The sequence below is a fragment of the Mesorhizobium qingshengii genome (assembly GCF_027563465.1).
GTDB lineage: Bacteria > Pseudomonadota > Alphaproteobacteria > Rhizobiales > Rhizobiaceae > Mesorhizobium > Mesorhizobium qingshengii_A.
In genome coordinates this window covers 896,657-917,955 of sequence record NZ_JAPFQA010000001.1, presented here as the reverse complement: position 1 = coordinate 917,955, position 21,299 = coordinate 896,657, and the positions used below count along the sequence as shown (strand labels likewise).

Sequence of the window (21,299 nt, the reverse complement as noted above, 5' to 3'; positions counted from 1 at the left end):
ATTGCTCCAAGGCCTGCTTCACCGACACGGTTTACTTCACCGAAACGCTCGGCCCACCCTCGACGGCCAGCACCAGCCGGCGGTTGGTTATCCGCGCCAGTTGCGCCAGCCGGCCGGCCGGCCGCTCACCATAGAGATCGGCCAGCGACGCCGGCAATACCAGCGCCAGCACGCCGTTGGCGCGCTGTTCCCATTTCAGCCTCGGCATGATGCCGGGCATCGACGCCGTCAGCAGATAGACGACGCGCATCATCGCCGCCAGCACGCGAGCCCGTTCCAGATAGCGCGGCGTCGCCAGCGCCTTGATTTCCGGCGCGATGGCTTCGTTGAAGATTCCGTCGTGACGATAGGCGTTGGCCAGCGCCAGGAAGGCGCGGCCAGGATGGTCGACGCCGAAGAAAGAGGCATGCGCAATGATGTTGAGCGATTGCTTGCCGCGATATTCGGGATGCGCGCGCCAGCCGATGTCGGCCAGCAATGCGGCCGCGTGGCGGTAGCGTGCCTCATCCTCCGTCTCGTCGATGCCGAAGGCGGCAAAGGCCTTGCCGGTCCACTCGACCAACTCGTGCGCATGTTGGACCGAGCGCGAGCGCAGCACGGCAAGTTCCTCAGCGGCCGAGATCAACGGATCGGCCTTCTGCTCGGCCTCGTCGAGCAGCGAATAGAGAAAGCCTTCGCGCACACCGAGCGCCGAGACGATAATCTTCGACGGCTGCATCGCCGCCATGATCTCCTGCAGCACGATCGCGCCATAGGGCAGCAGCGAACGGCGGTTCTTGGAGACGCCCTCGATGCCCTTGACCTTCTCGATTTCGGCTTTGGCCACCTGTTTCAGGAAGTTCGTGGCACTGTCGGCGCTGATCTCGTAATGGTGCATGACGCCAAGCGGATAGTTGGTCATTTCCATGTGCAGCCGGGCGAGATTTCGCCAAGTGCCGCCAACGGCGTAGAAGGGCCTGCCTTGCCCACCCTTCAACAACTTCGCCTTCGCCAGTTCGTCGCGCGCGATCTTCGCCGCCTGGGCCAGCGAATTCTTCGCCATGTCCTGCAGGCGCAGGCCACCCAGCGGCAGCGTTATGCCGTCGCCGATCGCTTCACCGTTGACGTCGACCAGTTCGAGGCTGCCGCCACCCAGATCGCCGGCGATGCCATTGGCCGGATGGAAGCCCGAAATGACGCCGAGCGCCGAATAATAGGCTTCCTGACGCCCGCTGATGACACGGACCTCGGTCTTCAGCACGTCCTCGGCGCGGTGGATGAAATCAGGACCGTTGACCGCTTCGCGGGCGGCGGCGGTCGCCAGCACATACATATGCTCGGCGCCTGCCTGGTCGGAAAGCGCGCGAAAGCGGCGGAACTCTTCCATCGAGCGTGTCACCGCCTCGGGGTCGAGTTTGCCGGTGGAAACGATGCCCCGGCCGAGACCGGCCAGCATCTTTTCGTTGAACAGCATGGTCGGCGAGCGCGCCAGCCCCTCATAGACGACAAGACGGATCGAATTCGACCCGATGTCGATGATGGACAGCGGTCGGCGGTCCTGCAGCCGGCCCTGGGAATCAGACAGCATCAACTGGACGCTGCGGCGTTCTTCTTGCGGCGCTTGAACTGCGCGATGCGCTTGGGCGCATGCGACTTCAGCGCATCACCCCGTCCGGACAGGCTAGGATTGGTCATGAAATATTCCTGCGCGTTGAACGGTTCCTCGCCCTCCTCCAGCACCACGCGCCGGGAGGTTCCATCAGCCAATACGTCGAAACTTTGCTGATTGTCCATAATGTTGCCCAGCATGATCTGGCCAAGGACCTGTTCATGCACAGTTGGATTGGTGATCGGCACCATGGTCTCGACACGGCGGTCGAGGTTGCGCGGCATGAGGTCGGCCGAAGAAATGTAGACGATCGCCTCGTCCGAGGGCAGGCCATGGCCATTGCCGAAGCAATAGATGCGGCTGTGCTCGAGGAAACGCCCGACGATCGACTTCACCCTGATGTTCTCCGACAGGCCCGGCACCTGCGGCCGCAGGCAGCAGATGCCGCGCACGACGAGGTCGATTTCGACACCGGCGCGGCTGGCGTCATAGAGCGCATCGATGATGATCGGATCGACGAGTGCATTCATCTTCATCCAGATGCGCGCCGGCCTTCCCTCCAGCGCGTGGGCGACCTCATCGGAAATGTGCTTGAGAATGCGGCTTCTCAGCGTGAACGGGGAGATCGCCAACCGCATTTCATCCGTCGGCTCGGCATAGCCGGTGATGAAATTGAAGAGCTGGGCGACATCGCGGGCAATCGTCGGATCGGTGGTGAAGAAGGACAGGTCGGTGTAGATGCGCGCGGTCACCGGATGGTAATTGCCGGTGCCGAGATGCACGTAGTTGCGCAGCTTGCCGTCCTCGCGCCGCACCACCAGCGACATTTTCGCATGTGTCTTCAGTTCGAGGAAACCGAACACGACCTGCACGCCGGCGCGCTCCAGGTCGCGCGCCCAGCGGATGTTGGCTTCCTCGTCGAAACGCGCCTTGAGCTCGACCAGCGCCGTCACCGACTTGCCGGCCTCGGCCGCGTCGACCAGCGCACGCACGATCGGGCTGTCGTTGGAGGTGCGGTAAAGCGTCTGCTTGATCGCCACCACTTCGGGATCGGCCATCGCCTGGCGCAGGAATTGCACCACCACGTCGAAGGATTCATAGGGGTGGTGGACGATGATGTCCTTCTCGCGGATGGCTGCGAAACAGTCGCCGCCATGCTCGCGGATGCGTTCGGGAAAGCGCGGATTGTAGGGTGTGAATTTCAGGTCATCACGGGGGACAGCGACGATCTCGGATATCTGGCTGAGCGCCAGCGGGCCAGTCAGCACGCTGATGCGGCTCGACGAGACGCCAAGCTCACCGGCGACGAAGTCGCGTAGTTCCGACGGCATCAGCCTGTCGAATTCAATGCGGATCACCGAACCGCGGCGGCGGCGCTTCAGCGCCGTCTCGAACAGACGCACCAGATCCTCGGACTCCTCCTCGACCTCGATATCGCTGTCTCGGATGATGCGGAACGTGCCGGAGCCCTTGACCTCATAGCCAGGGAACAGCTTGCCGATGTAAAGGCCGACCGCCTCTTCCAGCGGGATGAAGCGGACATGGCGCTTGCGGTCCGGCAAACGGATGAAACGCTTCAGGGCCACCGGCAGGCGCAGAAGTGCGCTCATCTCCTCGCCGTTCTTGCGATGGCGCAGCTGCAGCGCCATCGAGAAGCCGAGATTGGGGATGAACGGGAACGGATGCGCCGGGTCGATCGACAGCGGGGTGAGCACCGGAAACACCTGTTCCTGGAAATGGTCTTCCAGCCAGATCTTTTCGTCCTTGGTCAGCGCGTCGCGGGTGATACTCTCGATGCCTTCCTTGTTGAGCAGCACGGTAAGGGCCGAAAGGCTCTTCTGCTGGTCTTCCTGCAGCCGCTCGACCTCACGCAGCAGCTGTTCGAGCTGCTGTTCGGGGGTGCGTCCGTCAGGGCTCTTCAGCACGATGCCCTCGCGCACCTGGCCGGCGAGACCGGCGACGCGCACCATGAAAAACTCGTCGAGATTGGCGGCCGAGATCGACAGGAAGCGGACGCGCTCCAGCAGCGGATGATGGGTGTTCAGCGATTCCTCGAGAACGCGCCGGTTGAATTGCAACCAGGAAAACTCGCGATTGACGAAACGATCGGGATTGCCGCCCTCCGGGCTCGCTGCCTCGACATTGATGAATTCGCTCTGCACCGGCTTCAGTTCGTTCATGATTCCTGCTCTTCCCGCGCCTAAAGCCGGTTAACCGGCTTAACTTATCCTCTGACAGGCTTTTGCGACAGTTTCATTTCATCGATCTTGCAAAGCGACCTGATATGATCCAGATGCAGATGAGACTGCGTTAAGGAGATGACGATGGCAGGCGGTTCCATTCCCCATTTTCAGAACGATGCGGGCCACCCGGCGATCGACATCGGCGTCAAGGAATTCATGTGCACGGGCGCCAACCCGCCTTTCGACCACCCGCATGTGTTTCTCGACATGGGCGACGACAATGAAAAAGTCTGCCCCTATTGCTCGACGCTCTACCGCTATTCGCCAAAGCTGAAGGCGACGGAAACGCAGCCGGCTGGCTGCATCTACATCGACCAGGCCGCCTGATCTCCAGCGACCGGTTGAAAATGGACGACATGCGCTCCCGGCAAGTCATCATCGCCGGGGCGGGTATCGCCGGGTTGACCGCGGCGCTCGCCTTCGCCGAACACGGCTACCCTGTGCAAGTGTTCGAACAGGCGCAACGCATGGATGCGGTCGGCGCCGGCCTCCAGCTTTCTCCCAATGCAACACGCATCCTTCGCCAGCTCGGCGTGCTCGACCGGCTGCTGCTAACAGCGGTGCGGCCGGAAGCGGTGGTGCTGAAGGACGCGGCGACGTTGCGTGAACTGGCGCGCGTGCCACTTGGACAGGCCGCTGAAGCGCGCTGGCGGGCGCCCTACCTCGTGGCTCACCGCGCCGATCTGCAGGCGGCGCTGACGGCGCGCGTTGCCGAGGTGCAGGATATTCATCTCACCACCGGCGCGCGCGTCGGCAGCATTGCCACTGGGACCCATGGCGTCACGGCGAGTGTCGAGATCGACGGCAAGACTGTCGAGATGGAAGGCTCCCTGCTGGTCGGCGCCGATGGCGTCTGGTCGTCGGTGCGCGCGCTTGTCGATTCGACCAGTGGGACGGCATCGCCAAGAAGCCGTTTTTCCGGTGAGCTGGCCTGGCGCACCACCGTCGCGGCTGACAGCGCCGCCGGGCAAGCCTTTGCCGCGATCGGCGCGGCCGACTGTGTGACGACCTTTCTGCATCCTGGCTTCCATATGGTCGCCTATCCCGTCAGCAAGGGTGACGCCTTTAACCTCGTCGCCTTCACCAGGGGCGAGCGTATAGCCGAAGGCTGGTCCGGCCATGCCGATCCCGGCATCCTCGCCGCCGCAATACGCGGCACTGCGCCGGGCCTTGCGAGACTGCTGGAAATGGCCGGCCCGTGGCTGACCTGGCCGCTCCATACGGTCGAGCAGAAGCAGCCCTGGACAACGCCTGATGGCATCGCGCTGATCGGCGACGCGGCGCATGCGATGACGCCCTTTGCGGCGCAAGGCGCGGCGATGGCGATCGAGGATGCGGCAACGCTTGCCGGCTCTTTTGCCGCCTTTCCTGTCGAACCGGCGCGAGGCCTCCTCGTCTGGGAAAATCTGCGGCGGCCGCGCGTCGCCAAAGTCGCCCGGCGCGGCGCCCTCAACCACCTTGCCTGGCATGCTGCGGGACCGGTGGCAATCGCCCGCAACCTGTTCCTCAAGACGCGCTCGCCGGAAAAGCTCGCGACGGATCTCGACTGGCTCTATGGCTGGCAGCAGCAGTAGATCATCCGACGCTGAAACCTGATTTAGGCACGACTTGGGTGCCGGCCAGTTGAACCAAGCTAATTATAAAGCCGCATCGACAGGCTGAGCGAAGCCGGCAGCGGGTTCCACCAGCCAGTGCGCAGGCCGGCGGTGCGCAAGGCCGCCGCTGTCCAGGTGTTGCAGCCAACCAACGCGTTGAAACGGCCGTTCGCCTCGTAGAAGTGGTCGAACCTGGAATAGGCCGCATTCTCGACGACGATTGGGCCGGCCGGCCCCCTCTGAAAACTCGCCTCGATGAAGTCGAGCAGCGCCATGAAACGCTCCTCGCCGATGTCGAAGCCGGCAACGTCCGGACGCGGCTCGACGATGTCGCCGGCGACATCGACATGCATGACCGATGTGTCGAGGGTGAGCGCCTTCATCACCGGCACGGCCTTGAGCTGCGACCAGGTCGGCGTTTCCAGATAGAAGGCACGGCCGCCCCAGCCGAAGACGATGTAGCGCACCTCCGGAATGCCGACGGGGATACCGGCATCGGCCAGGAAATGGAAGCGCTGGCGCACGGCATCGTCGACCGGAATGGCGATGTCGGTGTGGATCGGGTTCTTCAGCACCAGGATGTGGCGTTTACCCTCGATCGAGGCAGCAGCCGGCCAGAGCGGGCGCGGCACCAAGGCGCCCAGCGTCACCGCCAGCGCCGCCACGATCAACAGAAGGCCTAGAAAACGTCCGAGCTTTTTCATGAGTGGCGGCCCTGCAAACGCGTACCGGCGCGACAAGAACCGCCCGCCTCCTGCCCATCCATACGCAAAAGAGCCCGGCACTGTTTCAGCCGGGCTCCTTTGCAGCCATCGAAGGCCTAGTGCAGGATCTGCGACAGGAACAGCTTCGTGCGCTCGTGGCGCGGATGGTCGAAGAACTCGGCCGGCGTGTTCTGCTCAACGATCTGGCCCTGGTCCATGAAGATCACGCGGTTGGCGACCTTGCGGGCAAAACCCATCTCGTGGGTGACGCAGAGCATGGTCATGCCTTCCTCGGCCAGTCCAACCATGGTCTCCAGCACTTCCTTGATCATCTCCGGATCCAGCGCGGAAGTCGGCTCATCGAACAGCATGATGCGCGGGTTCATGCACAGCGAGCGGGCGATCGCCACGCGCTGCTGCTGGCCGCCAGACAACTGGCCGGGATATTTGTTGGCCTGTTCCGGGATCTTGACGCGCTTGAGGAAATGCATGGCGATTTCCTCGGCTTGCTTCTTAGGCGTCTTGCGCACCCAGATCGGCGCCAGCGTGCAGTTCTCCAGGATGGTCAGGTGCGGGAACAGGTTGAAGTGCTGGAACACCATGCCAACCTCGCGGCGCACTTCGTCGATCTTCTTGAGATCGTTGGTCAGTTCCTTGCCGTCGACGATGATCTTGCCCTTCTGGTGCTCTTCCAGACGGTTGATGCAGCGGATCATCGTCGATTTGCCGGAGCCCGACGGACCGCAGATGACGATGCGCTCGCCGCGCATCACTTTCAGGTTGATGTCCTTCAGCACATGGAACTCGCCGTACCATTTGTGCATGGCGATGATGTCGATGGCGACATCGGTGTCGGAGATATGCATCTTGGCGGCGTTGACCTTGATCTCTTCCGCGCTGACGGCATTTTCGGTGGCCATGACAGGGTTCCCTTGTTCTTTTGTTTAGCGTTTGTGGCCGGTGTCGAGTCGGCGTTCGGTGTACATTGAATAACGCGACATGCCGAAGCAGAACAGCCAGAAGACGAAGGCAGCGAAGATAAGGCCGGACCTGGCCGTCTGCGCCGTTGCCCAGTTGGCGTACGAGAAGTTCTGCTTGACGACGCCGAGCAGGTCGAACATCGAAATGATCGAGACCAGGCTGGTGTCCTTGAACATGCCGATGAAGGTGTTGACGATGCCCGGGATGACCAGCTTCAACGCCTGCGGCATGACGATCAGCACCATCTTCTGCCAGTAGCCGAGGCCGAGCGAATCGGCGCCTTCATACTGGCCCTTGGGGATCGCCTGCAGGCCGCCGCGCACCACTTCGGCCATGTAGGCCGCGGCAAACAGCGAGACGCCGATCAGCGCACGCAGGAACTTGTCGAAGGTGACGCCGGCCGGCAGGAACAGCGGCAGCATGACGCTGGCGAAGAACAGCACGGTGATCAGCGGGATGCCACGCACCGTCTCGATGAAGATCACGCACAATGTCTTGACGATCGGCATCTTCGAACGTCGCCCCATCGCCAGCAGGATACCGAGCGGTAGCGACACGGCGATGCCGACGAAGGACAGGCTGAGCGTGACCAGCAGGCCGCCCCACAGCGACGTCTCGACATGCGGCAGGCCGAAGACGCCGCCAACCAGCAGGATGAAGGCAACGACCGGCAACACCAGAAACAGCAGAATCGCGTTCAATCCCTTGCGTGGCACGCGCGGGATGAGCAGCGGCACCAGCAGCACGACGGTGAGGATGGCCACCAAGATCGGCCGCCAGCGCTCCTCGATCGGATATCGTCCGAACATGAACTGGCCGAACTTGGCATTGACGAAGGCCCAGCAAGCGCCGCTCCAGCCGTCCGGCTGGATGCCGCCCTGCCCCACGGTGGCACAGAAGGTACGGTCGGTGCCGGTCCACTGGGCGTTGATGAACGCCCAGTTGATGACCTGCGGCAGGATCATCGCGACGAGCGCGACGCCGACGATGGTCAGTATGGTGTCACCAGTAGAAGCAATCAGGTTCTTGCGCACCCAGGCGCCGAGGCCGCTAACGCCTGCCGGCGCCGGTTGCGCCAGCACCATTTCGGTGCGTACCCAGGACATATCGTGCTCTTGCATGTCCCTACCTTTCCACCAGGGCCATTCTGGCGTTGACGACGTTCATGATCGCCGACGTCACCAGGCTGAGCGCGAGATAGACGACCATCATGATCAGCACGCCCTCGACCGCCTGTCCGGTCTGGTTCAAGACCGTGCCGGCGGTCGCCGTCAGATCCGGATAGCCAATGGCGATGGCCAGCGACGAGTTCTTGGTCAGGTTGAGATACTGGCTGGTCAACGGTGGAATGACGATACGCATCGCCTGTGGCACGACGACGAGCCGCAGGATCGATCCCGGCCGCAGCCCGAGCGCACCGGCTGCTTCGGTCTGCCCCTTGCTGACACCCACGATGCCTGCACGCACGATCTCGGCGATGAACGCCGCCGTGTAGCAGGACAGCGCCAGATAGAGCGACAGGAACTCCGGCTTGACCTGGAAGCCACCGGTCAGGTTGAAGGTCGATTGTTTCGGAAAATCGAAACTCAGCGGAAAGCCGCTGAGCACGTAAGCAAGCAGCGGCAGGCCGACGATCAGCGCCACCGAGGTCCAGAACACCGGAAATTGCTGGCCAGTCGCCATCTGTCGCTGGCGCGCCATGCGGGCAACGAACCAAGCCATGGCAATGCCGACGATCAATGCCACCGGGATCAGCCAGGAGCCGTCGCCCCAGACCGCGCGTGGAAAATAGAAGCCGCGTTGATTGAGGAAGGAACCGAACGGCAGGTTGATGCTGTCACGCGGCGCCGGCAGCACGGAAAGCACGCCGGAATACCAGAAGAAGATCACCAGCAGCGGCGGGATGTTGCGGAAAATCTCGACGTAGACCGTGCAGATCTTTCGAATCAGCCAGTTGCGGGACAGCCGGCCGATGCCGACTATGAAGCCGATAAGGGTGGCGGTGACAATGCCGGCGACCGCAACGATAATGGTGTTGATGAAGCCGACGACAATGGCACGGCCATAGGTCGAGTCGGATGTATAAGCGATGGCACTGTCGCTGATGTCGAAGCCGGCGCGACCTTTGAGGAAGCCGAAGCCTGACGCGATGTGCAAGCGGGTCAGATTGTCGATGACATTCTGGACGATCCACCAGACCGAAACCGCCAGCAGGACGACCACCACCGCCTGGTAGAATATCCCGCGGACCCTGGGATCATTGATAAAGGAACCGCGGCTGGGCTCCTCGCGAAGAACTTCCTGCGATGCCATTCGACCGTCCCCTGGAAAGAGAAGCGGGAGGCAGACGATCTGCCTCCCGGATCACATTTCGATCAGCGGATCGGCGGAGCGTATTGCAGGCCGCCCTTGGTCCACAGCGCGTTGATGCCACGCGCGATCTTCAGCGGGCTGCCCGAGCCGACATTGCGATCGAACATTTCGCCATAGTTGCCGACGGCCTTGACGATGTTGACGACCCAGTCGTTGGAGACGCCGAGATCGGTGCCGATCTTGGTATCGGCTTCCTGGCCGAGCACGCGCTTGATCTCCGGGCTGGGGGAGTTCTTCATTTCATCGACATTGGCCTTGGTGATGCCGAGTTCCTCGGCGTCGAGCAGCGCGAAATAGGTCCACTTGACGATGTGGTACCACTGGTCGTCGCCCTGGCGCACGGCCGGTCCGAGCGGCTCCTTGGAGATGATCTCGGGCAGCACGACATGGTCGGCCGGCGAGCCGAGCGTCAGGCGGATGCCGTAGAGGCCCGACTGATCGGTGGTGTAGACGTCGCAGCGGCCGGCGTCATAGGCGGCGTTGACCTCTTCGAGCTTCTCGAAGACGACCGGGTTGTACTCCATCTTGTTCGCCTTGAAGTAGTCGGCGAGGTTGAGCTCGGTGGTGGTGCCGCTCTGCACGCAGACGGCGGCTCCCGAAAGCTGCAGCGCGGAATTGACGCCCGGCAGCTTCTTGGCGTTGATCATGAAGCCTTGGCCGTCATAGTAGGTGGTGCCGACGAAATTGAGGCCGAGCGCTGTATCACGATTGATCGTCCAGGTGGTGTTGCGCGACAGGATATCGACCTCGCCGGACTGCAGCGCGGTGAACCGCTCCTTGGCGCTGAGCGGCGTGAACTTGACCTTGGTGCCGTCACCAAAGACGGCGGCCGCGACCGCGCGGCAGAAATCCGCGTCGATGCCTTGCCAGTCACCCTTGTCATCCGGCGCCGAGAAGCCGGCCAGGCCGGTCGAGACACCGCACTGGATGAAGCCCTTCGCCTTGACGGTATCGAGCGTGGTTGCCGAAGCGGCCGAAGCCATCAATCCAAGCGCGCCAGCTCCAAGAATGCCAATTGCAATGTGTTTCATAACCCACAGACCCTTTTCTCTGTTTTCAGGCATACCCTGATCTTTGTTCCTGCGTGAACGCAGCCCCCTTCGGGATTATTCCGAGAACCCCTGCATCGTTATCGACGCGCTGCCTCCCATTCACGAACGGCATCGAAGGCGATTATTCCTGTGAGGTCAAGGGAAATGACCGAATCCGAAAGAGTTTGAAAACCGGTTGCCGCAAATGCCTGAATTGCAGACAAACGCGCCCGCGATTTAGTCAGCAGCGCAAACAAAGGAGGCAAACCCATTCAACGCAAATGCAGGCCGGGGCAGCGAAATCCATCCCTGTAATACCTTCGCGTTACTGACCTCGGTGCTGAATGAACTGGCACGTCCAAAGACTGTCATTTGACGATTTGCCGGGTGGCTTCAGGTCAATGACGCCCGGAAACGCCAGGCAGCCGTGCGTTCTCAAAGTGCTCCAAGGATGAGCCAGGCTCCGGCCGCCGCCATCAGCATGCCGGAAATGCGCGGGATCAACTGCCCGGTCGGGACCGTCTTCTCCAGGAGAACAAGGATGGCGATGCCAGCGATCCACAGCACGTTCATGACGCCGCCGACGAACAGCAGAGCCATCAGCGCCCAGCAGCAGCCGAGGCAATAGGCGCCGTGATCGATGCCCAGCCGAAGCGCGCCGAGCGGAGCGGAACGGAACCCGCCATGACTGACCAGGAACGCGATCGGCGCCTGACATTGACGCAGGCAGACACCCTTCATCGGCGTCCATTGATAGAGGCCGGCGGCGATCAGGACGAGGCCGCCGAAGATCGCGCTGCCGGCCGCCATAGAGGGATTGAGCAAGGCGAGACGGGCGAGCAGCCATTGCGCACCGGTCGCCACGATGCTGAAGACAACCCAGACGGTGAGATAGCCGATAAAGAACCACCCCGTCGAAGCGATGGGGCGGCCATCCGCTTGCGCCTTGCGGCCGACGCCGGCATAGAGCAGCAACATCGGCGCGACCGACGGCGTCATCATGCCGACCATCATCACCGCCCACATTGTGAAGATGAAAGCGAAATCGGCCGTTGCCCAAGCCCGGAAACCGGGAGCAACCGTGGCACCCATGTCCATGCCGCCCATGTCCATGTTCGACATGTCCGTTGCGGCCACGTCGCCTGCGCCGCCCGGTACGGCAGAACCGGGCATGACCATGCCGGCGGCGAGCCACAGCACGTAGGCCCAGGCAAGCACGGCAATCACGACGAGCGCGGCCGTCACGACCGCACGGTCGCGGCGCAGCACCGCCTCGAGGGCCGTGTCGGTCATCTGGATCAGGTCAATGCACGACGCCACTCTGCGTGAGATGCAGATTGGCGAAATGGCTGTGCGTATCGGCCAGCTCGAACTTGATCGGGCCCGTCGCCTTGGTCCAGCCACGCCCGACCTCGGCGATCGCGTATTCGAAGCCGCGCGGCAGGTCGATACGCGCGTGATGCTCGGCGCCGGTGACCGGATTCTTGATTGGCTCGCCATGGCCGTCGGTTACGCCCTTGACGTACAGCCGGCCGGTTCGTGCGTCGACGTCGACCTTGAAATCGATCGCGGCAAAGATCGGATCGTGGAATTTCTCCAGCGTGGTCGAAAAGACCTGGAATATCGTTGCGCCTGGTTCGGTGTCCTGACCACCCAATATGCGAAGCAGCGCTTCACGCTGGGCTTCGGTCGCCTTCTCGTCGATAACCACCGCGGCTTCGCCCCTGCCCTGGTGTATCGCGCCGGGCCAGCGGAAAATCCCGACGAACCGCAATCCATCGAGCTTGGTGCTGCCGTGATGGCCGCTCTCGATTTCCATGCCAGCAACCGCCTGGCAGGATCCGTGTGTCGGCATGGCGTTGAACTGGCACGGGCAGCCATAGGCGCAATTGCAGTTGATGAATTCGCGCGCCTTCATTGTCCATTTGACGTCGGGCATGGCATTCCTCCCCTTGCCGCGCTCATGCTCCGTGAGCGCGATATCCGGATCGTGGGGGACCAGAAGGTCAACCGGCAACAACCATCCGGCGGCATCTGATCGAGGCAATCCGGCGATTAATATTAGGACCTGATTATATTCCTTTCGCAGCCACCCACAATAGGCCGATCGGCTGAGGCCATCGCAGCCGCATACAACGAACTGCCGATCCGCGCCGGACATAGAACCCGGCCCCGCGTTGCCACCTTTTGCCGCCAAGAATTGGCCTATCCAGACAGCTCCGCCTGACGGGGCCCGCTGATTGTGCGTCCAACGCCGCCACACTATGGCGAGCGCTCATTATGGCTAGCGCTCATTCCAGGCGAAGGCCAATCGGGCCATCGGCGTGGTCGGCCAGATTCAGGATCCGACCCTGGCCGCGAGATTCACACGGGAGAATTGGCACATTCGAAGTCCGCCGGCTGGCGGACGGTGGCTGTTGCGCGGTCCATGACGCCGCACTATGGCTAGCGCCTTGTAAAACAAGGCGACGAAGAATGGCGAAAGACGGCAACGGGCAGGTCAGCGGCAAGCTAGGCATCAACACGCGGCTTGCCCATTCGGGCAACAACCCGCATGACTATTTCGGCTTCGTCAATCCGCCGGTGGTGCATGCCTCGACCGTGCTTTTTCGTGACGCGGCGTCCATGGCGGCACGTAGCCAGAAATACACTTACGGGACGCGCGGCACGCCGACGACCGACGCCCTTGCCCAGGCGATCGACACGCTGGAAGGCTCGGCCGGCACGATCGTGGTGCCGTCGGGCCTTGCGGCTGTGACCGTGCCGCTGCTCGCCTTCGTGTCGGCGGGCGACCACCTGCTGATCGTCGATTCCGTCTACCACCCGACCCGCAACTTCGCCGACACGATGCTGAAGCGGCTGGGTGTCGAGGTCGAGTACTACGCTCCCGATGCCGGTGCCGTCATCGCGGCGTTGATCAGGCCCAACACCAAGGTGGTGTTCACGGAGTCGCCGGCCTCCAACACGTTCGAGGTGCAGGACATCCCGGCCATCGCCAAGGCGGCGCACGCCGCGGGCGCCATCGTCATGATGGACAACACCTGGGCAACGCCACTCTATTTCCGCCCGCTCGACCACGGCGTCGACATCTCGATCCATGCGGCGACGAAATACCCGGCCGGCCATTCCGACGTGCTGCTTGGCACGGTCTCCGCCAATGAGAGCCACTGGAAGCAGCTCTACGAGAGTTTTTGCACGCTTGGCTGCTGCGCCGGGCCCGACGACGTCTACCAGGTGCTGCGCGGCCTGCGCACCATGGGCGTGCGCCTGGAGCACCATCAGCGCAGCGCGCTCACCATCGCCTCATGGCTCGAGGGCCAGAACGGCGTGGCGCGGGTGCTCCACCCTGCCCTTCCCAGCCATCCGGACCATGGCCTTTGGAAGCGCGACTTCTCCGGCTCGAGCGGCATCTTTTCCATCGTGCTTGCCGGCGGCGGCCAGAAACAGCAGCACGCCTTCCTCGATGCGTTACGGATCTTCGGCCTCGGCTATTCCTGGGGCGGCTACGAAAGCCTTGCGGTGCCGGTCTGGCTCGGCGACCGTGTCGTCGCCAAGGGTCCCTATGACGGCCCGCTGATCCGCCTGCAGATCGGCCTCGAGGATGTCGAGGATCTGAAGACCGACATCCTGCGCGGGCTGACCGCCGCGGCGGCGGCCTGAACGATCAGGGCGCCTGCCAAATTGAGTCAGCGGACCGGCGCAAGCGCCTCGAAAGACTGATGAAACACTCGCCTTGCCCTGCGCAAGCCAACTCGCCGGGCCGACGGATACCGCAGTGACATCAGGGAATTCTATTCCCTCAAACCGCGGCTTCGCGGATCAATTTGGCTTTCAAATTCAACGATGCCGCGTCATTGCGGTGCGATCCTCCTTGGAATACCGGCAGAGTTTCCCACGTCATGGCTTTCCGCCTTTTTGTTCCCATTCTTGCCGGCGCGACGCTGCGCGAGCGGATCATCGCCTGCATCGGCGCGACGATCGGCATTGCCCTGACTGGCGCGATCGGAGGTCTGGTGCTCGGCAACGGCCCGCACGTGCCGCTGCTGGTGGCGCCGATGGGAGCGTCGGCCGTGCTCCTGTTCGCGGTGCCGGCAAGCCCGTTGGCGCAGCCATGGTCGATCGTTGGCGGCAACACGATATCGGCACTGGTCGGCGTGATCGTGGCGCACTTCATCCATGAAACCGCCCTTGCCACCGGCATCGCGGTGGCGCTTGCCATTGCCGCCATGTCGTTCACACGCTGCCTGCATCCGCCGGGCGGGGCCGCAGCGCTGACCGCGGTATTGGGAGGACCTGCCATCGTCAGCGCCGGCTTCCTGTTTCCATTCGTGCCGGTGGCGCTGAATTCGATCCTGCTGGTGGCGCTAGGCTACGGTTTCCACAAGCTGGCCCGGCGCAATTACCCGCACGTGCCGGTACCAGTGCCGGCGAACAGCCATGGCACCTTCGATCCGCCTGCACAGTCGCGCGTTGGCTTTCGCTCCGAAGACATCGACGCCGCGCTTGGCGCGCTCGAAGAGACTTTCGACATCGACCGCGACGATCTCGACCGGCTGCTGCGGCAAGTCGAATTGCAGGCGCTGGTCCGCGAGCATTCAACGTTGCTCTGCGAGGACATCATGTCGCGCGATATCATCTTGGTGGATGAATACACCCCTGCCGACAGGGCGCGCAAATTGCTGCTCGACCATAACATCCGCATCTTGCCGGTCGTCGACGCAGAGGCACGGCTGGCGGGAACCGTGGGATTGCGGGAACTGGCGCTAGCCACTGAGCTGGTCGGTTCCGTCATTTCGCCGGCGGCGACCGCCACGGCCGGATCCGCCGCAATGGGACTGCTGCCCGTGCTCACCGACGGCCGCAGCCACGCGGTCATCGTGGTCGACGATGACAAGCGGATCCTCGGTCTGATCACCCAGACCGATCTGCTGGCGGCGACGGCACGGCTGCGGGCTGCTGACAAGCTGTCTGCGGAAGCGGTACACTAACAGCTGCCGGACCCGGTAAAATAGTCGGGAACCTTTTGCCGGCCATGCCATCCAATCCTTCAATCGGGGTTCCGGTCCGGAGATTGGGTTGAGGAAACTGGCCATGCCTGCTGTGTCGACCGCCGCGCCTTCTGCTGCTTCAGGCGACATGCATCTCGTGCGTCGGGCGCTGGCACGCGAGAGCGACGCCTTCCGCGCCATCATGAAAGCGCACAATCAACGGCTCTACCGCATCGCGCGCGGCGTGGTGCGCAATGACAGCGAGGCCGAGGACATCGTCCAGGAGGCATATGTCAGGGCGTTCGCCAGCCTGGGGGCCTTTCGCGGCGACTCTTCGCTGGCCACCTGGCTATCACGCATCGTCATCAACGAAGCGCTTGGCCGCCTGCGCAAAAGGCGGCGAACGGTGGCGATGCCGGAACCGCAAGCCGAGATCATCCAGTTCCCCCTCAACCCCAGCGACGATCCGGAGCGGACGATGGCGCAACGGCAGATCCTCAAGCTGGTCGAACAGGCGACCGACAGCCTTCCCGATGTCTACCGGCGGGTGTTCGTGGCGCGGGTGATCGAAGGGCTAAGCATCGAGGAAACCGCCGACCTTCTCGGCGTGCGGCCTGAGACCGTCAAGACAAGGCTGCATCGCGCCCGTGCCCTGGTGCGCAAGGCGCTGGACGACCAGATCGGACCGGTGCTGCTCGATGCCTTCCCCTTTGCCGGCCGACGCTGCGAAAGGCTGACCAGCGCGGTCATGCGGCGGCTCGGGCTGGAAAGTTGATCCTCGCCGGATTCAATTGATTTTGGCGGGAACGTTTACCGCCGCACCGCATCCAATGACCGTCAACCGAAAACCACTGCCCGGCGCGTTTCCCGCGTCCGGGAAAAGGAGAATCCCATGCTTGTTCGTCACACCGCCACCCTGGCCGCCCTGCTTCTGCTGGGAGCGGCACCGCTGGCCCAGGCCGCCGACAAACCGACCGACCCGCAGATCGCCCACATCGCCTATACAGCCGGCGTCCTCGATGTCGAGGCAGCCAAGCAAGCGCTCGAGACGTCGAAGAACAAGGAAGTTCTCGACTTCGCCAACGACATGGTGCGCGACCACGAGGCGGTGAATGTGCAGGCGCTCGACCTAGTCAAGAAACTCAAGGTGACGCCGGAAGACAACGCCACCAGCAAGGCGCTGACCAAAGCCGCGGCCGAGGAGCGGGCGAAACTCGCCACGCTCAAGGGCGCGGCCTTCGACAAGGCTTATGTCGACAACGAGGTTGCCTATCACAAGCAGGTCAACGGCGCGCTCGAAACGCTGCTCATCCCGTCGGCCAGCAATGCCGAGTTGAAGAGCCTGCTGGAAACCGGCCTGAAGATCTTCCAGGGCCATGAGCAGCATGCCGAACACGTCGCCGGCATGTTGAAATGAGGCCGGGCGCCTCAAATCGACGGTTGTGGTTTGCCGCGCTGGCGCTTGCTATAGCGGCAACGCCGGCGGCTGCCGAAACCATCCAGGTCACCATCGACAAGCTCGTCTTTTCGCCGGCAACCGTCGAGGCGAAGGTCGGCGACACGATCGAGTGGGTGAACAAGGACGTGTTCGCCCACACGGCCACGGTGAAGGGTGGCTGGGAGGTGATGATCCCGCCGAAGAAGTCCGCAAGCCTGACATTGAAGGTTGCGGGAGCGGTCGACTATTTCTGCCGCTTCCACCCCAACATGAAAGGCCGTTTGGTGGTGGCGCCCTGATCCAGCGCCAATGAGGCTCGCCTGGCTTCGTCTGGCCGCGTGATATGCGTCCATGAGCCGTCATAGCCGGGTTTGCGCCGCCCGACCCAGGCATCGAGCCCTTCGCGCAGATCGGCGGTCGGGGCCATGCGGGCGAACTGCTCGGCCTCGACCAGCAAGCCTTCGGCGATGCTCTGGTTGAGGCCGCGCGCCACCGCCGTGAGGATGCTCGCCACCGCCAGTTCGGAGTGCCGCAGGATACGCCTGGCCAGACCGATCGCGGCCGGCATCAGATCGCCATGCGGCACCACCTGGTTGACGAGGCCAAGTTCAAGAGCGCGCTGCGGCGAGAACCAGTCGCCGGTCAAAAGCAGCTCGAGCGCCCGCTTGCGCCCGGCGAGCCTCGGCAGGCGCTGGGTTCCGCCAAAGGTCGGCGGCATCGCAAGGTTGATTTCCGGCTTGGCGAACAAAGCGCGTTCGCTGGCAATGGCCAGCGACACGGCCTCGGTGATTTCGCAGCCGCCGCCAAAGGCAATGCCATTGACGGCGGCGATGACGGGCTTGCGGAATGCTTCCAGCCGTGCCGTCAGCCGCTGTCCGCGCATGACGAAGTCACGTATCGCGACATCGACGCCAAGCGCCACACTGGCCGAGAATTCGTGGATGTCGCCGCCCGCCGAAAACGCCCGCTCCCCTGCCCCGGTAAGAATGACCGCCCGGACGCCGTCATCGACTTCAATGTCGTCGAGCAGCGCAAGCAGGCGATCGATCAGGGCATAGTTCAGGGCGTTGAGTTTCTCCGGCCGGTTGAGGGTAAGGACGGCAATCCCATCGCTGGTTTCGTTCAGGACAAGATCGGTCATCTGGCTTCCTTCTCTATCATGCTGATGGATTGGAAGGTTACGCCCTTTGCCGCTTGTGTATATTCACTAGTCGGTATACCTAGGTTCATGCCTGAAGCACAGAGCCCTACGCGCAAACGCATTGTCGATGCCGCGACAAGACTGTTTTACGCAGAAGGAATCGGCCGCGTCAGCGTCGATGCCGTTGCCGAAGAAGCGGGGCTCACCAAGCGGACGCTTTATTACCACTTCAAGAGCAAGGACGACCTCATCGCTGCCTATCTCGATGGCCGCGACCAACCCAATCTGAAGCGGATGGCCGGCTGGTTCGATGCCGCCGAAGGCGGTGCGGATCGCAAGGCCGAGGCGATCTTCATCAATCTGGCGCGGGCCGCGCGCCATTCGAAATGGAAGGGATGCGGCTTCCTGCGCACGGCCGCGGAACTCGCCTCGATGCCTGGGCACCCGGCGATCAAGGTCGGGTCGCGACACAAGTCAAATTTCGAAACATGGCTCGCTGGCGCATTGTCCAGCCAAGGCGTCGAGGAGCCGCAAGCCTTGGCGCGCGAGATCGTGCTCCTGATCGATGGCTGTTTTTCGATCATGCTGATCCACCGCAATCCCGACTACTTCGAAGCCGCCGGGCGAGCCGCGGCGACCCTGGTGCGGGCGCGAACTTCAAGTGGCAAGGCTTAGAAAGCGAACGCCAGCCATGTGGTGCCGGCGACCAGCGTTATCAGCGTCAGCGGCAAGCCGACCTTGAAAAAAGCGCCGAAGGACAGCTGTGTGCCGGCGGTCTTGGCCTGCTCGGCGACGATCAGGTTGGCGACCGAGCCGAGCAGCGTGAAATTGCCCGCCAGCGTCGAGCTCATCGCCACCACCAGCCAGGCGCGCTCCGGGTTTTCAAGGCCGGGTATGAATGGCCTGAGCGCCAGCACGGCCGGCACATTGCTCATGATGTTGGAGAGCACCGCGGTGAAGCCGGACAGCCGCCAGACATCGTCCAGCCCAAGGCCCCTGGCGGAGGCGATGAGGTCAGGGGTCAACAGCGTCTTTTCGGCACCGGCGACAACCACGAACAGACCGGCGAACATGAACAGCAACGGCCCGTCGATCTCGCGGTAGATGCGTTCCGGCTTGATGGCACGGGTGAGCAGGAGAATGGCGCCGCCGATCAGCGCCGCCTTGGCGACAGGCACGCCGGCGAAGAAGGCAATAGCCAGCCCGACGCAGACAACCACCGCCTTCAGCACCTGCCCCCGGTGCATGCGGCCACGTGAGACCTCGGGTGTCAGTTGGGCGGTGCGGACGAATTCGGCGCGGTAGACGATGCGCACGATGATGATGACCGCGACGAGGCCAAATAGCGCGACCGGCGCGAGTGCCGCCGAAAAGGCCGGATACGAAATGCCCGACAGCGCGCCGATGACCATGTTCTGCGGATTGCCAGTGATGGTGGCGACGCTGCCGCAATTGGATGCGGTGGCGGTGGCGATCAGGTAGGGGATCGGGTTGCGTTTGATGACGCGGGTGACGTGGACGACGATCGGCGCCATGACAAGGCAGATGGCGTCATTGACCAGGAATGCCGACAGCACGCCGGTCAGCAATGTCACCATGACCAGCAGCATGAAGGGCGCATGCGCGTGCTCGATGGCGATGGCGCCAAGGCCGCGAAAGGTGCCAGAGACCTTCAGATGCGCCACCACGATCATCATGCCGAGCAACAGCGTGATGGTGTCGAAATTGATCGCGCGGTAGGCATCCTCCATGCTGAGCGCGCCGATGGCGATCATCGCGGCCCCACCGAGCAGCGCGATCCCCGCCCTGTCCAGACGCAGGCCAGGTATGCGGCCAATGGCGACACCAGCATAGGTCAGGACAAGGATCAGCAGTGCCGCGGCGCCCATTGGTGTCATCGGTAGAAAGTCCCACTCAATCTGTTGGCGCGCCGATGCCGTCCGTCCGGCGATTCACACCTGCTTGCCTACCTTTAGCGCGATGTCGAGATCGATGCCAAACGGGCCGGACACAATGTCGCGCGGCCAGGAAAGGGCGGACGCTAACGCAGATAGAAATCCAGCCGCTGCCGCAGCGCCTGCGGCGAAAACAGCTGCTCGACGGTCTGCCGAGCCTTGTGGCCCACAGTCGCCCGCAGCGCCGGATCGGCTTTGAGTTCGGCCAGAATCAGCGCCGCCTGCTGGGTCGTTTCGAACAGGAAACCATTTTCGCCATGCCTGATATGATCGGCGTAGCCGCCATGCGAATGGCAGACCACGGGCAGACCGCAGGCCATCGCCTCGAACACCACGCGGCCGAATGTCTCCACATGCGAGCCGGTGCGATAGTAGAACACGTCGAGCGTCGGAAGGAACTGTTCGGCCGCGAACTGGCCCTGCGGCAGGAGCTCGAGTTGCGGATGCGGCGCGAGCCTGTCCTTGAGAGGCATCCCGCCCTGAATTCGCACCGCAACGCCATCCGCCAGCAATGCCTCGTAGAGCGCCACGTCGTCGGCGTGGTGCTTGTCTGGCGTATCGCGGCTCAACCGCCCCACCGTGAACGGACCATCCCGGCGGGCCAGCCGCGGTGTAAAACGGTCGATATCGATCGGCGACGGATGCACGACGCCGTCGACCTGCAGCATGCGCCGTTGAAAGTCGGAAATCAGCACCAGTTCGGCGTCGGGCCAGCCCAGCATGCGTGGCATGCGCGTCGTCAACGCGATGACTTTCGGGTGAAAGGTGTTGAAGACATAGATCAGCCGGCGCGGCCGCGGGATCAGGTAAGGCCACGCCTTGTTGCGCCAATGCGCGCCGAGGAAGACGTAGGTGCCGCCGTCCGGCACGTTCCGCGTTAGCGGCGAAATGCGGCGAATCGGAAAATGTCGCGTCAGCTCGTCGGACACCCTGGAGGAGGTTGCCCACAGACGCACCTGCGAGTCGGCGCTCAACAGCCGATGCAGTTCGAGGGTTTCGAGTTCACTGCCGCCAAAGGGATTCTGAAAGCCGTTGAACAGATGGATCATGATCGCCGTGCTTACCTGGCCTACCCGGGCCCGCCTCGCCATTCGTTCGCCGGCATCCAAAGAGGCCGTGGCCATACCGGAAGCCCTTGCACTCTAGCAGCTCAGGAAAGCAGGAACGTCTCTAACGATGCCCCATACATCGTCTACCCGGAGGAAGCACACCGGCAAGGGAGCGTCAAGGAAGCGGCCCGCGTCAGCTTCCACCTCGCTGGG

Annotated in this window: 20 protein-coding genes; 8 read left to right on the top strand and 12 right to left on the bottom strand. The window is 63.0% G+C overall.

Annotated features, from left to right (window positions below; translation table 11 throughout):
• Positions 1 to 31: 31 nt before the first annotated feature.
• Entirely contained in the window at positions 32 to 1,567 is a 1,536-nt protein-coding gene (gene ppx / locus OOJ09_RS04330) for an exopolyphosphatase (RefSeq protein ID WP_269903986.1), read from the bottom strand.
• Positions 1,567 to 3,768 (bottom strand): RNA degradosome polyphosphate kinase, encoded by a 2,202-nt coding sequence (locus OOJ09_RS04325; protein WP_091577313.1) that lies wholly within the window; start codon positions 3,766 to 3,768, stop codon positions 1,567 to 1,569. Before OOJ09_RS04325 ends, ppx begins: the two co-directional genes overlap by 1 nt.
• Positions 3,769 to 3,912: 144 nt before the next feature.
• On the opposite strand from OOJ09_RS04325, the gene OOJ09_RS04320 reads away from it, so the two are divergent.
• On the top strand, positions 3,913 to 4,158 hold the full coding sequence (locus tag OOJ09_RS04320; protein ID WP_091577590.1) for a zinc-finger domain-containing protein: 246 nt from the start codon (positions 3,913 to 3,915) through the stop codon (positions 4,156 to 4,158).
• A gap of 20 nt (positions 4,159 to 4,178) precedes the next feature.
• Positions 4,179 to 5,405: an FAD-dependent monooxygenase gene (locus OOJ09_RS04315; protein WP_269903985.1), complete on the top strand. Its 1,227-nt coding sequence runs from the start codon at positions 4,179 to 4,181 to the stop codon at positions 5,403 to 5,405.
• A gap of 59 nt (positions 5,406 to 5,464) precedes the next feature.
• On the opposite strand, the gene OOJ09_RS04310 is transcribed toward OOJ09_RS04315, so the two are convergent.
• From OOJ09_RS04310 to OOJ09_RS04280, 7 genes are all read right to left on the bottom strand, one after another.
• Positions 5,465 to 6,130: a TIGR02117 family protein gene (locus tag OOJ09_RS04310; RefSeq protein WP_269903984.1), complete on the bottom strand. Its 666-nt coding sequence runs from the start codon at positions 6,128 to 6,130 to the stop codon at positions 5,465 to 5,467.
• A 116-nt stretch (positions 6,131 to 6,246) separates the two neighbouring features.
• Positions 6,247 to 6,996, bottom strand: a complete 750-nt coding sequence (locus tag OOJ09_RS04305) for an amino acid ABC transporter ATP-binding protein (RefSeq protein ID WP_031252160.1) — start codon at positions 6,994 to 6,996, stop codon at positions 6,247 to 6,249.
• Positions 6,997 to 7,074: 78 nt separating this feature from the next.
• Positions 7,075 to 8,232 (bottom strand): amino acid ABC transporter permease, encoded by a 1,158-nt coding sequence (locus OOJ09_RS04300; protein ID WP_269903983.1) that lies wholly within the window; start codon positions 8,230 to 8,232, stop codon positions 7,075 to 7,077.
• Between the two features lie 4 nt (positions 8,233 to 8,236).
• Positions 8,237 to 9,424, bottom strand: a complete 1,188-nt coding sequence (locus tag OOJ09_RS04295) for an amino acid ABC transporter permease (RefSeq protein ID WP_269903982.1) — start codon at positions 9,422 to 9,424, stop codon at positions 8,237 to 8,239.
• Positions 9,425 to 9,486: 62 nt separating this feature from the next.
• Positions 9,487 to 10,515, bottom strand: coding sequence for an amino acid ABC transporter substrate-binding protein (locus tag OOJ09_RS04290; protein WP_269903981.1), 1,029 nt, complete (start codon positions 10,513 to 10,515; stop codon positions 9,487 to 9,489).
• Positions 10,516 to 10,950: 435 nt separating this feature from the next.
• Positions 10,951 to 11,808 carry a DUF2182 domain-containing protein gene (locus OOJ09_RS04285; RefSeq protein WP_269903980.1) on the bottom strand — a complete coding sequence of 286 codons (858 nt, stop codon included), beginning with the start codon at positions 11,806 to 11,808 and terminating at the stop codon, positions 10,951 to 10,953.
• 10 nt (positions 11,809 to 11,818) lie between these two features.
• A complete protein-coding gene (locus OOJ09_RS04280) occupies positions 11,819 to 12,454 on the bottom strand; it encodes a DUF1326 domain-containing protein (protein ID WP_269903979.1) in 636 nt (211 codons plus the stop codon).
• A gap of 536 nt (positions 12,455 to 12,990) precedes the next feature.
• On the opposite strand from OOJ09_RS04280, the gene OOJ09_RS04275 reads away from it, so the two are divergent.
• The 5 genes from OOJ09_RS04275 (at position 12,991) to OOJ09_RS04255 (ending at position 17,240) form a co-directional block, all read left to right on the top strand.
• The gene (locus OOJ09_RS04275; RefSeq protein ID WP_269903978.1) at positions 12,991 to 14,175 is read left to right on the top strand and encodes a cystathionine beta-lyase; all 1,185 of its coding nucleotides are present in this window, start codon (positions 12,991 to 12,993) and stop codon (positions 14,173 to 14,175) included.
• Positions 14,176 to 14,414: 239 nt separating this feature from the next.
• Positions 14,415 to 15,503, top strand: coding sequence for an HPP family protein (locus OOJ09_RS04270; RefSeq protein ID WP_269903977.1), 1,089 nt, complete (start codon positions 14,415 to 14,417; stop codon positions 15,501 to 15,503).
• A gap of 103 nt (positions 15,504 to 15,606) precedes the next feature.
• On the top strand, positions 15,607 to 16,278 hold the full coding sequence (locus tag OOJ09_RS04265) for an RNA polymerase sigma factor (RefSeq protein ID WP_269903976.1): 672 nt from the start codon (positions 15,607 to 15,609) through the stop codon (positions 16,276 to 16,278).
• Positions 16,279 to 16,395: 117 nt separating this feature from the next.
• Positions 16,396 to 16,920, top strand: a complete 525-nt coding sequence (locus OOJ09_RS04260; RefSeq protein WP_269903975.1) for a DUF4142 domain-containing protein — start codon at positions 16,396 to 16,398, stop codon at positions 16,918 to 16,920.
• Complete coding sequence (locus tag OOJ09_RS04255) at positions 16,917 to 17,240, top strand: cupredoxin domain-containing protein (protein WP_269903974.1); 324 nt, start codon at positions 16,917 to 16,919, stop codon at positions 17,238 to 17,240. The genes OOJ09_RS04260 and OOJ09_RS04255 overlap by 4 nt, the downstream gene beginning before the upstream one ends.
• On the opposite strand, the gene OOJ09_RS04250 is transcribed toward OOJ09_RS04255, so the two are convergent.
• Positions 17,186 to 18,082 (bottom strand): crotonase/enoyl-CoA hydratase family protein, encoded by an 897-nt coding sequence (locus tag OOJ09_RS04250; RefSeq protein ID WP_269903973.1) that lies wholly within the window; start codon positions 18,080 to 18,082, stop codon positions 17,186 to 17,188. The genes OOJ09_RS04255 and OOJ09_RS04250 overlap by 55 nt on opposite strands.
• An 87-nt stretch (positions 18,083 to 18,169) precedes the next feature.
• Here OOJ09_RS04250 and OOJ09_RS04245 point away from each other — a divergent pair, with 87 nt between their 5' ends.
• Positions 18,170 to 18,757 (top strand): TetR/AcrR family transcriptional regulator, encoded by a 588-nt coding sequence (locus OOJ09_RS04245; protein ID WP_269903972.1) that lies wholly within the window; start codon positions 18,170 to 18,172, stop codon positions 18,755 to 18,757.
• Here the strand turns inward: OOJ09_RS04245 and OOJ09_RS04240 are convergent.
• Together OOJ09_RS04240 and OOJ09_RS04235 are read right to left on the bottom strand one after the other, a co-directional pair.
• Positions 18,754 to 19,980, bottom strand: a complete 1,227-nt coding sequence (locus tag OOJ09_RS04240) for an anion transporter (protein WP_269903971.1) — start codon at positions 19,978 to 19,980, stop codon at positions 18,754 to 18,756. The genes OOJ09_RS04245 and OOJ09_RS04240 overlap by 4 nt on opposite strands.
• Positions 19,981 to 20,123: 143 nt before the next feature.
• Positions 20,124 to 21,128 carry a glycosyltransferase family 4 protein gene (locus tag OOJ09_RS04235; protein ID WP_269903970.1) on the bottom strand — a complete coding sequence of 335 codons (1,005 nt, stop codon included), beginning with the start codon at positions 21,126 to 21,128 and terminating at the stop codon, positions 20,124 to 20,126.
• Positions 21,129 to 21,299: the final 171 nt, after the last annotated feature.

What these genes read in the sequence shown, in the direction of transcription:
- ppx (WP_269903986.1), bottom strand. Translation starts at nt 1,567, where the DNA reads ATGCTGTCTGATTCCCAGGGCCGGCTGCAGGACCGCCGACCGCTGTCC.
- OOJ09_RS04325 (WP_091577313.1), bottom strand. Translation starts at nt 3,768, where the DNA reads ATGAACGAACTGAAGCCGGTGCAGAGCGAATTCATCAATGTCGAGGCA.
- OOJ09_RS04320 (WP_091577590.1), top strand. Translation starts at nt 3,913, where the DNA reads ATGGCAGGCGGTTCCATTCCCCATTTTCAGAACGATGCGGGCCACCCG.
- OOJ09_RS04315 (WP_269903985.1), top strand. Translation starts at nt 4,179, where the DNA reads ATGGACGACATGCGCTCCCGGCAAGTCATCATCGCCGGGGCGGGTATC.
- OOJ09_RS04310 (WP_269903984.1), bottom strand. Translation starts at nt 6,130, where the DNA reads ATGAAAAAGCTCGGACGTTTTCTAGGCCTTCTGTTGATCGTGGCGGCG.
- OOJ09_RS04305 (WP_031252160.1), bottom strand. Translation starts at nt 6,996, where the DNA reads ATGCATATCTCCGACACCGATGTCGCCATCGACATCATCGCCATGCAC.
- OOJ09_RS04300 (WP_269903983.1), bottom strand. Translation starts at nt 8,232, where the DNA reads ATGCAAGAGCACGATATGTCCTGGGTACGCACCGAAATGGTGCTGGCG.
- OOJ09_RS04295 (WP_269903982.1), bottom strand. Translation starts at nt 9,424, where the DNA reads ATGGCATCGCAGGAAGTTCTTCGCGAGGAGCCCAGCCGCGGTTCCTTT.
- OOJ09_RS04290 (WP_269903981.1), bottom strand. Translation starts at nt 10,515, where the DNA reads ATGAAACACATTGCAATTGGCATTCTTGGAGCTGGCGCGCTTGGATTG.
- OOJ09_RS04285 (WP_269903980.1), bottom strand. Translation starts at nt 11,808, where the DNA reads ATGACCGACACGGCCCTCGAGGCGGTGCTGCGCCGCGACCGTGCGGTC.
- OOJ09_RS04280 (WP_269903979.1), bottom strand. Translation starts at nt 12,454, where the DNA reads ATGCCCGACGTCAAATGGACAATGAAGGCGCGCGAATTCATCAACTGC.
- OOJ09_RS04275 (WP_269903978.1), top strand. Translation starts at nt 12,991, where the DNA reads ATGGCGAAAGACGGCAACGGGCAGGTCAGCGGCAAGCTAGGCATCAAC.
- OOJ09_RS04270 (WP_269903977.1), top strand. Translation starts at nt 14,415, where the DNA reads ATGGCTTTCCGCCTTTTTGTTCCCATTCTTGCCGGCGCGACGCTGCGC.
- OOJ09_RS04265 (WP_269903976.1), top strand. Translation starts at nt 15,607, where the DNA reads ATGCCTGCTGTGTCGACCGCCGCGCCTTCTGCTGCTTCAGGCGACATG.
- OOJ09_RS04260 (WP_269903975.1), top strand. Translation starts at nt 16,396, where the DNA reads ATGCTTGTTCGTCACACCGCCACCCTGGCCGCCCTGCTTCTGCTGGGA.
- OOJ09_RS04255 (WP_269903974.1), top strand. Translation starts at nt 16,917, where the DNA reads ATGAGGCCGGGCGCCTCAAATCGACGGTTGTGGTTTGCCGCGCTGGCG.
- OOJ09_RS04250 (WP_269903973.1), bottom strand. Translation starts at nt 18,082, where the DNA reads ATGACCGATCTTGTCCTGAACGAAACCAGCGATGGGATTGCCGTCCTT.
- OOJ09_RS04245 (WP_269903972.1), top strand. Translation starts at nt 18,170, where the DNA reads ATGCCTGAAGCACAGAGCCCTACGCGCAAACGCATTGTCGATGCCGCG.
- OOJ09_RS04240 (WP_269903971.1), bottom strand. Translation starts at nt 19,980, where the DNA reads ATGACACCAATGGGCGCCGCGGCACTGCTGATCCTTGTCCTGACCTAT.
- OOJ09_RS04235 (WP_269903970.1), bottom strand. Translation starts at nt 21,128, where the DNA reads ATGGCGAGGCGGGCCCGGGTAGGCCAGGTAAGCACGGCGATCATGATC.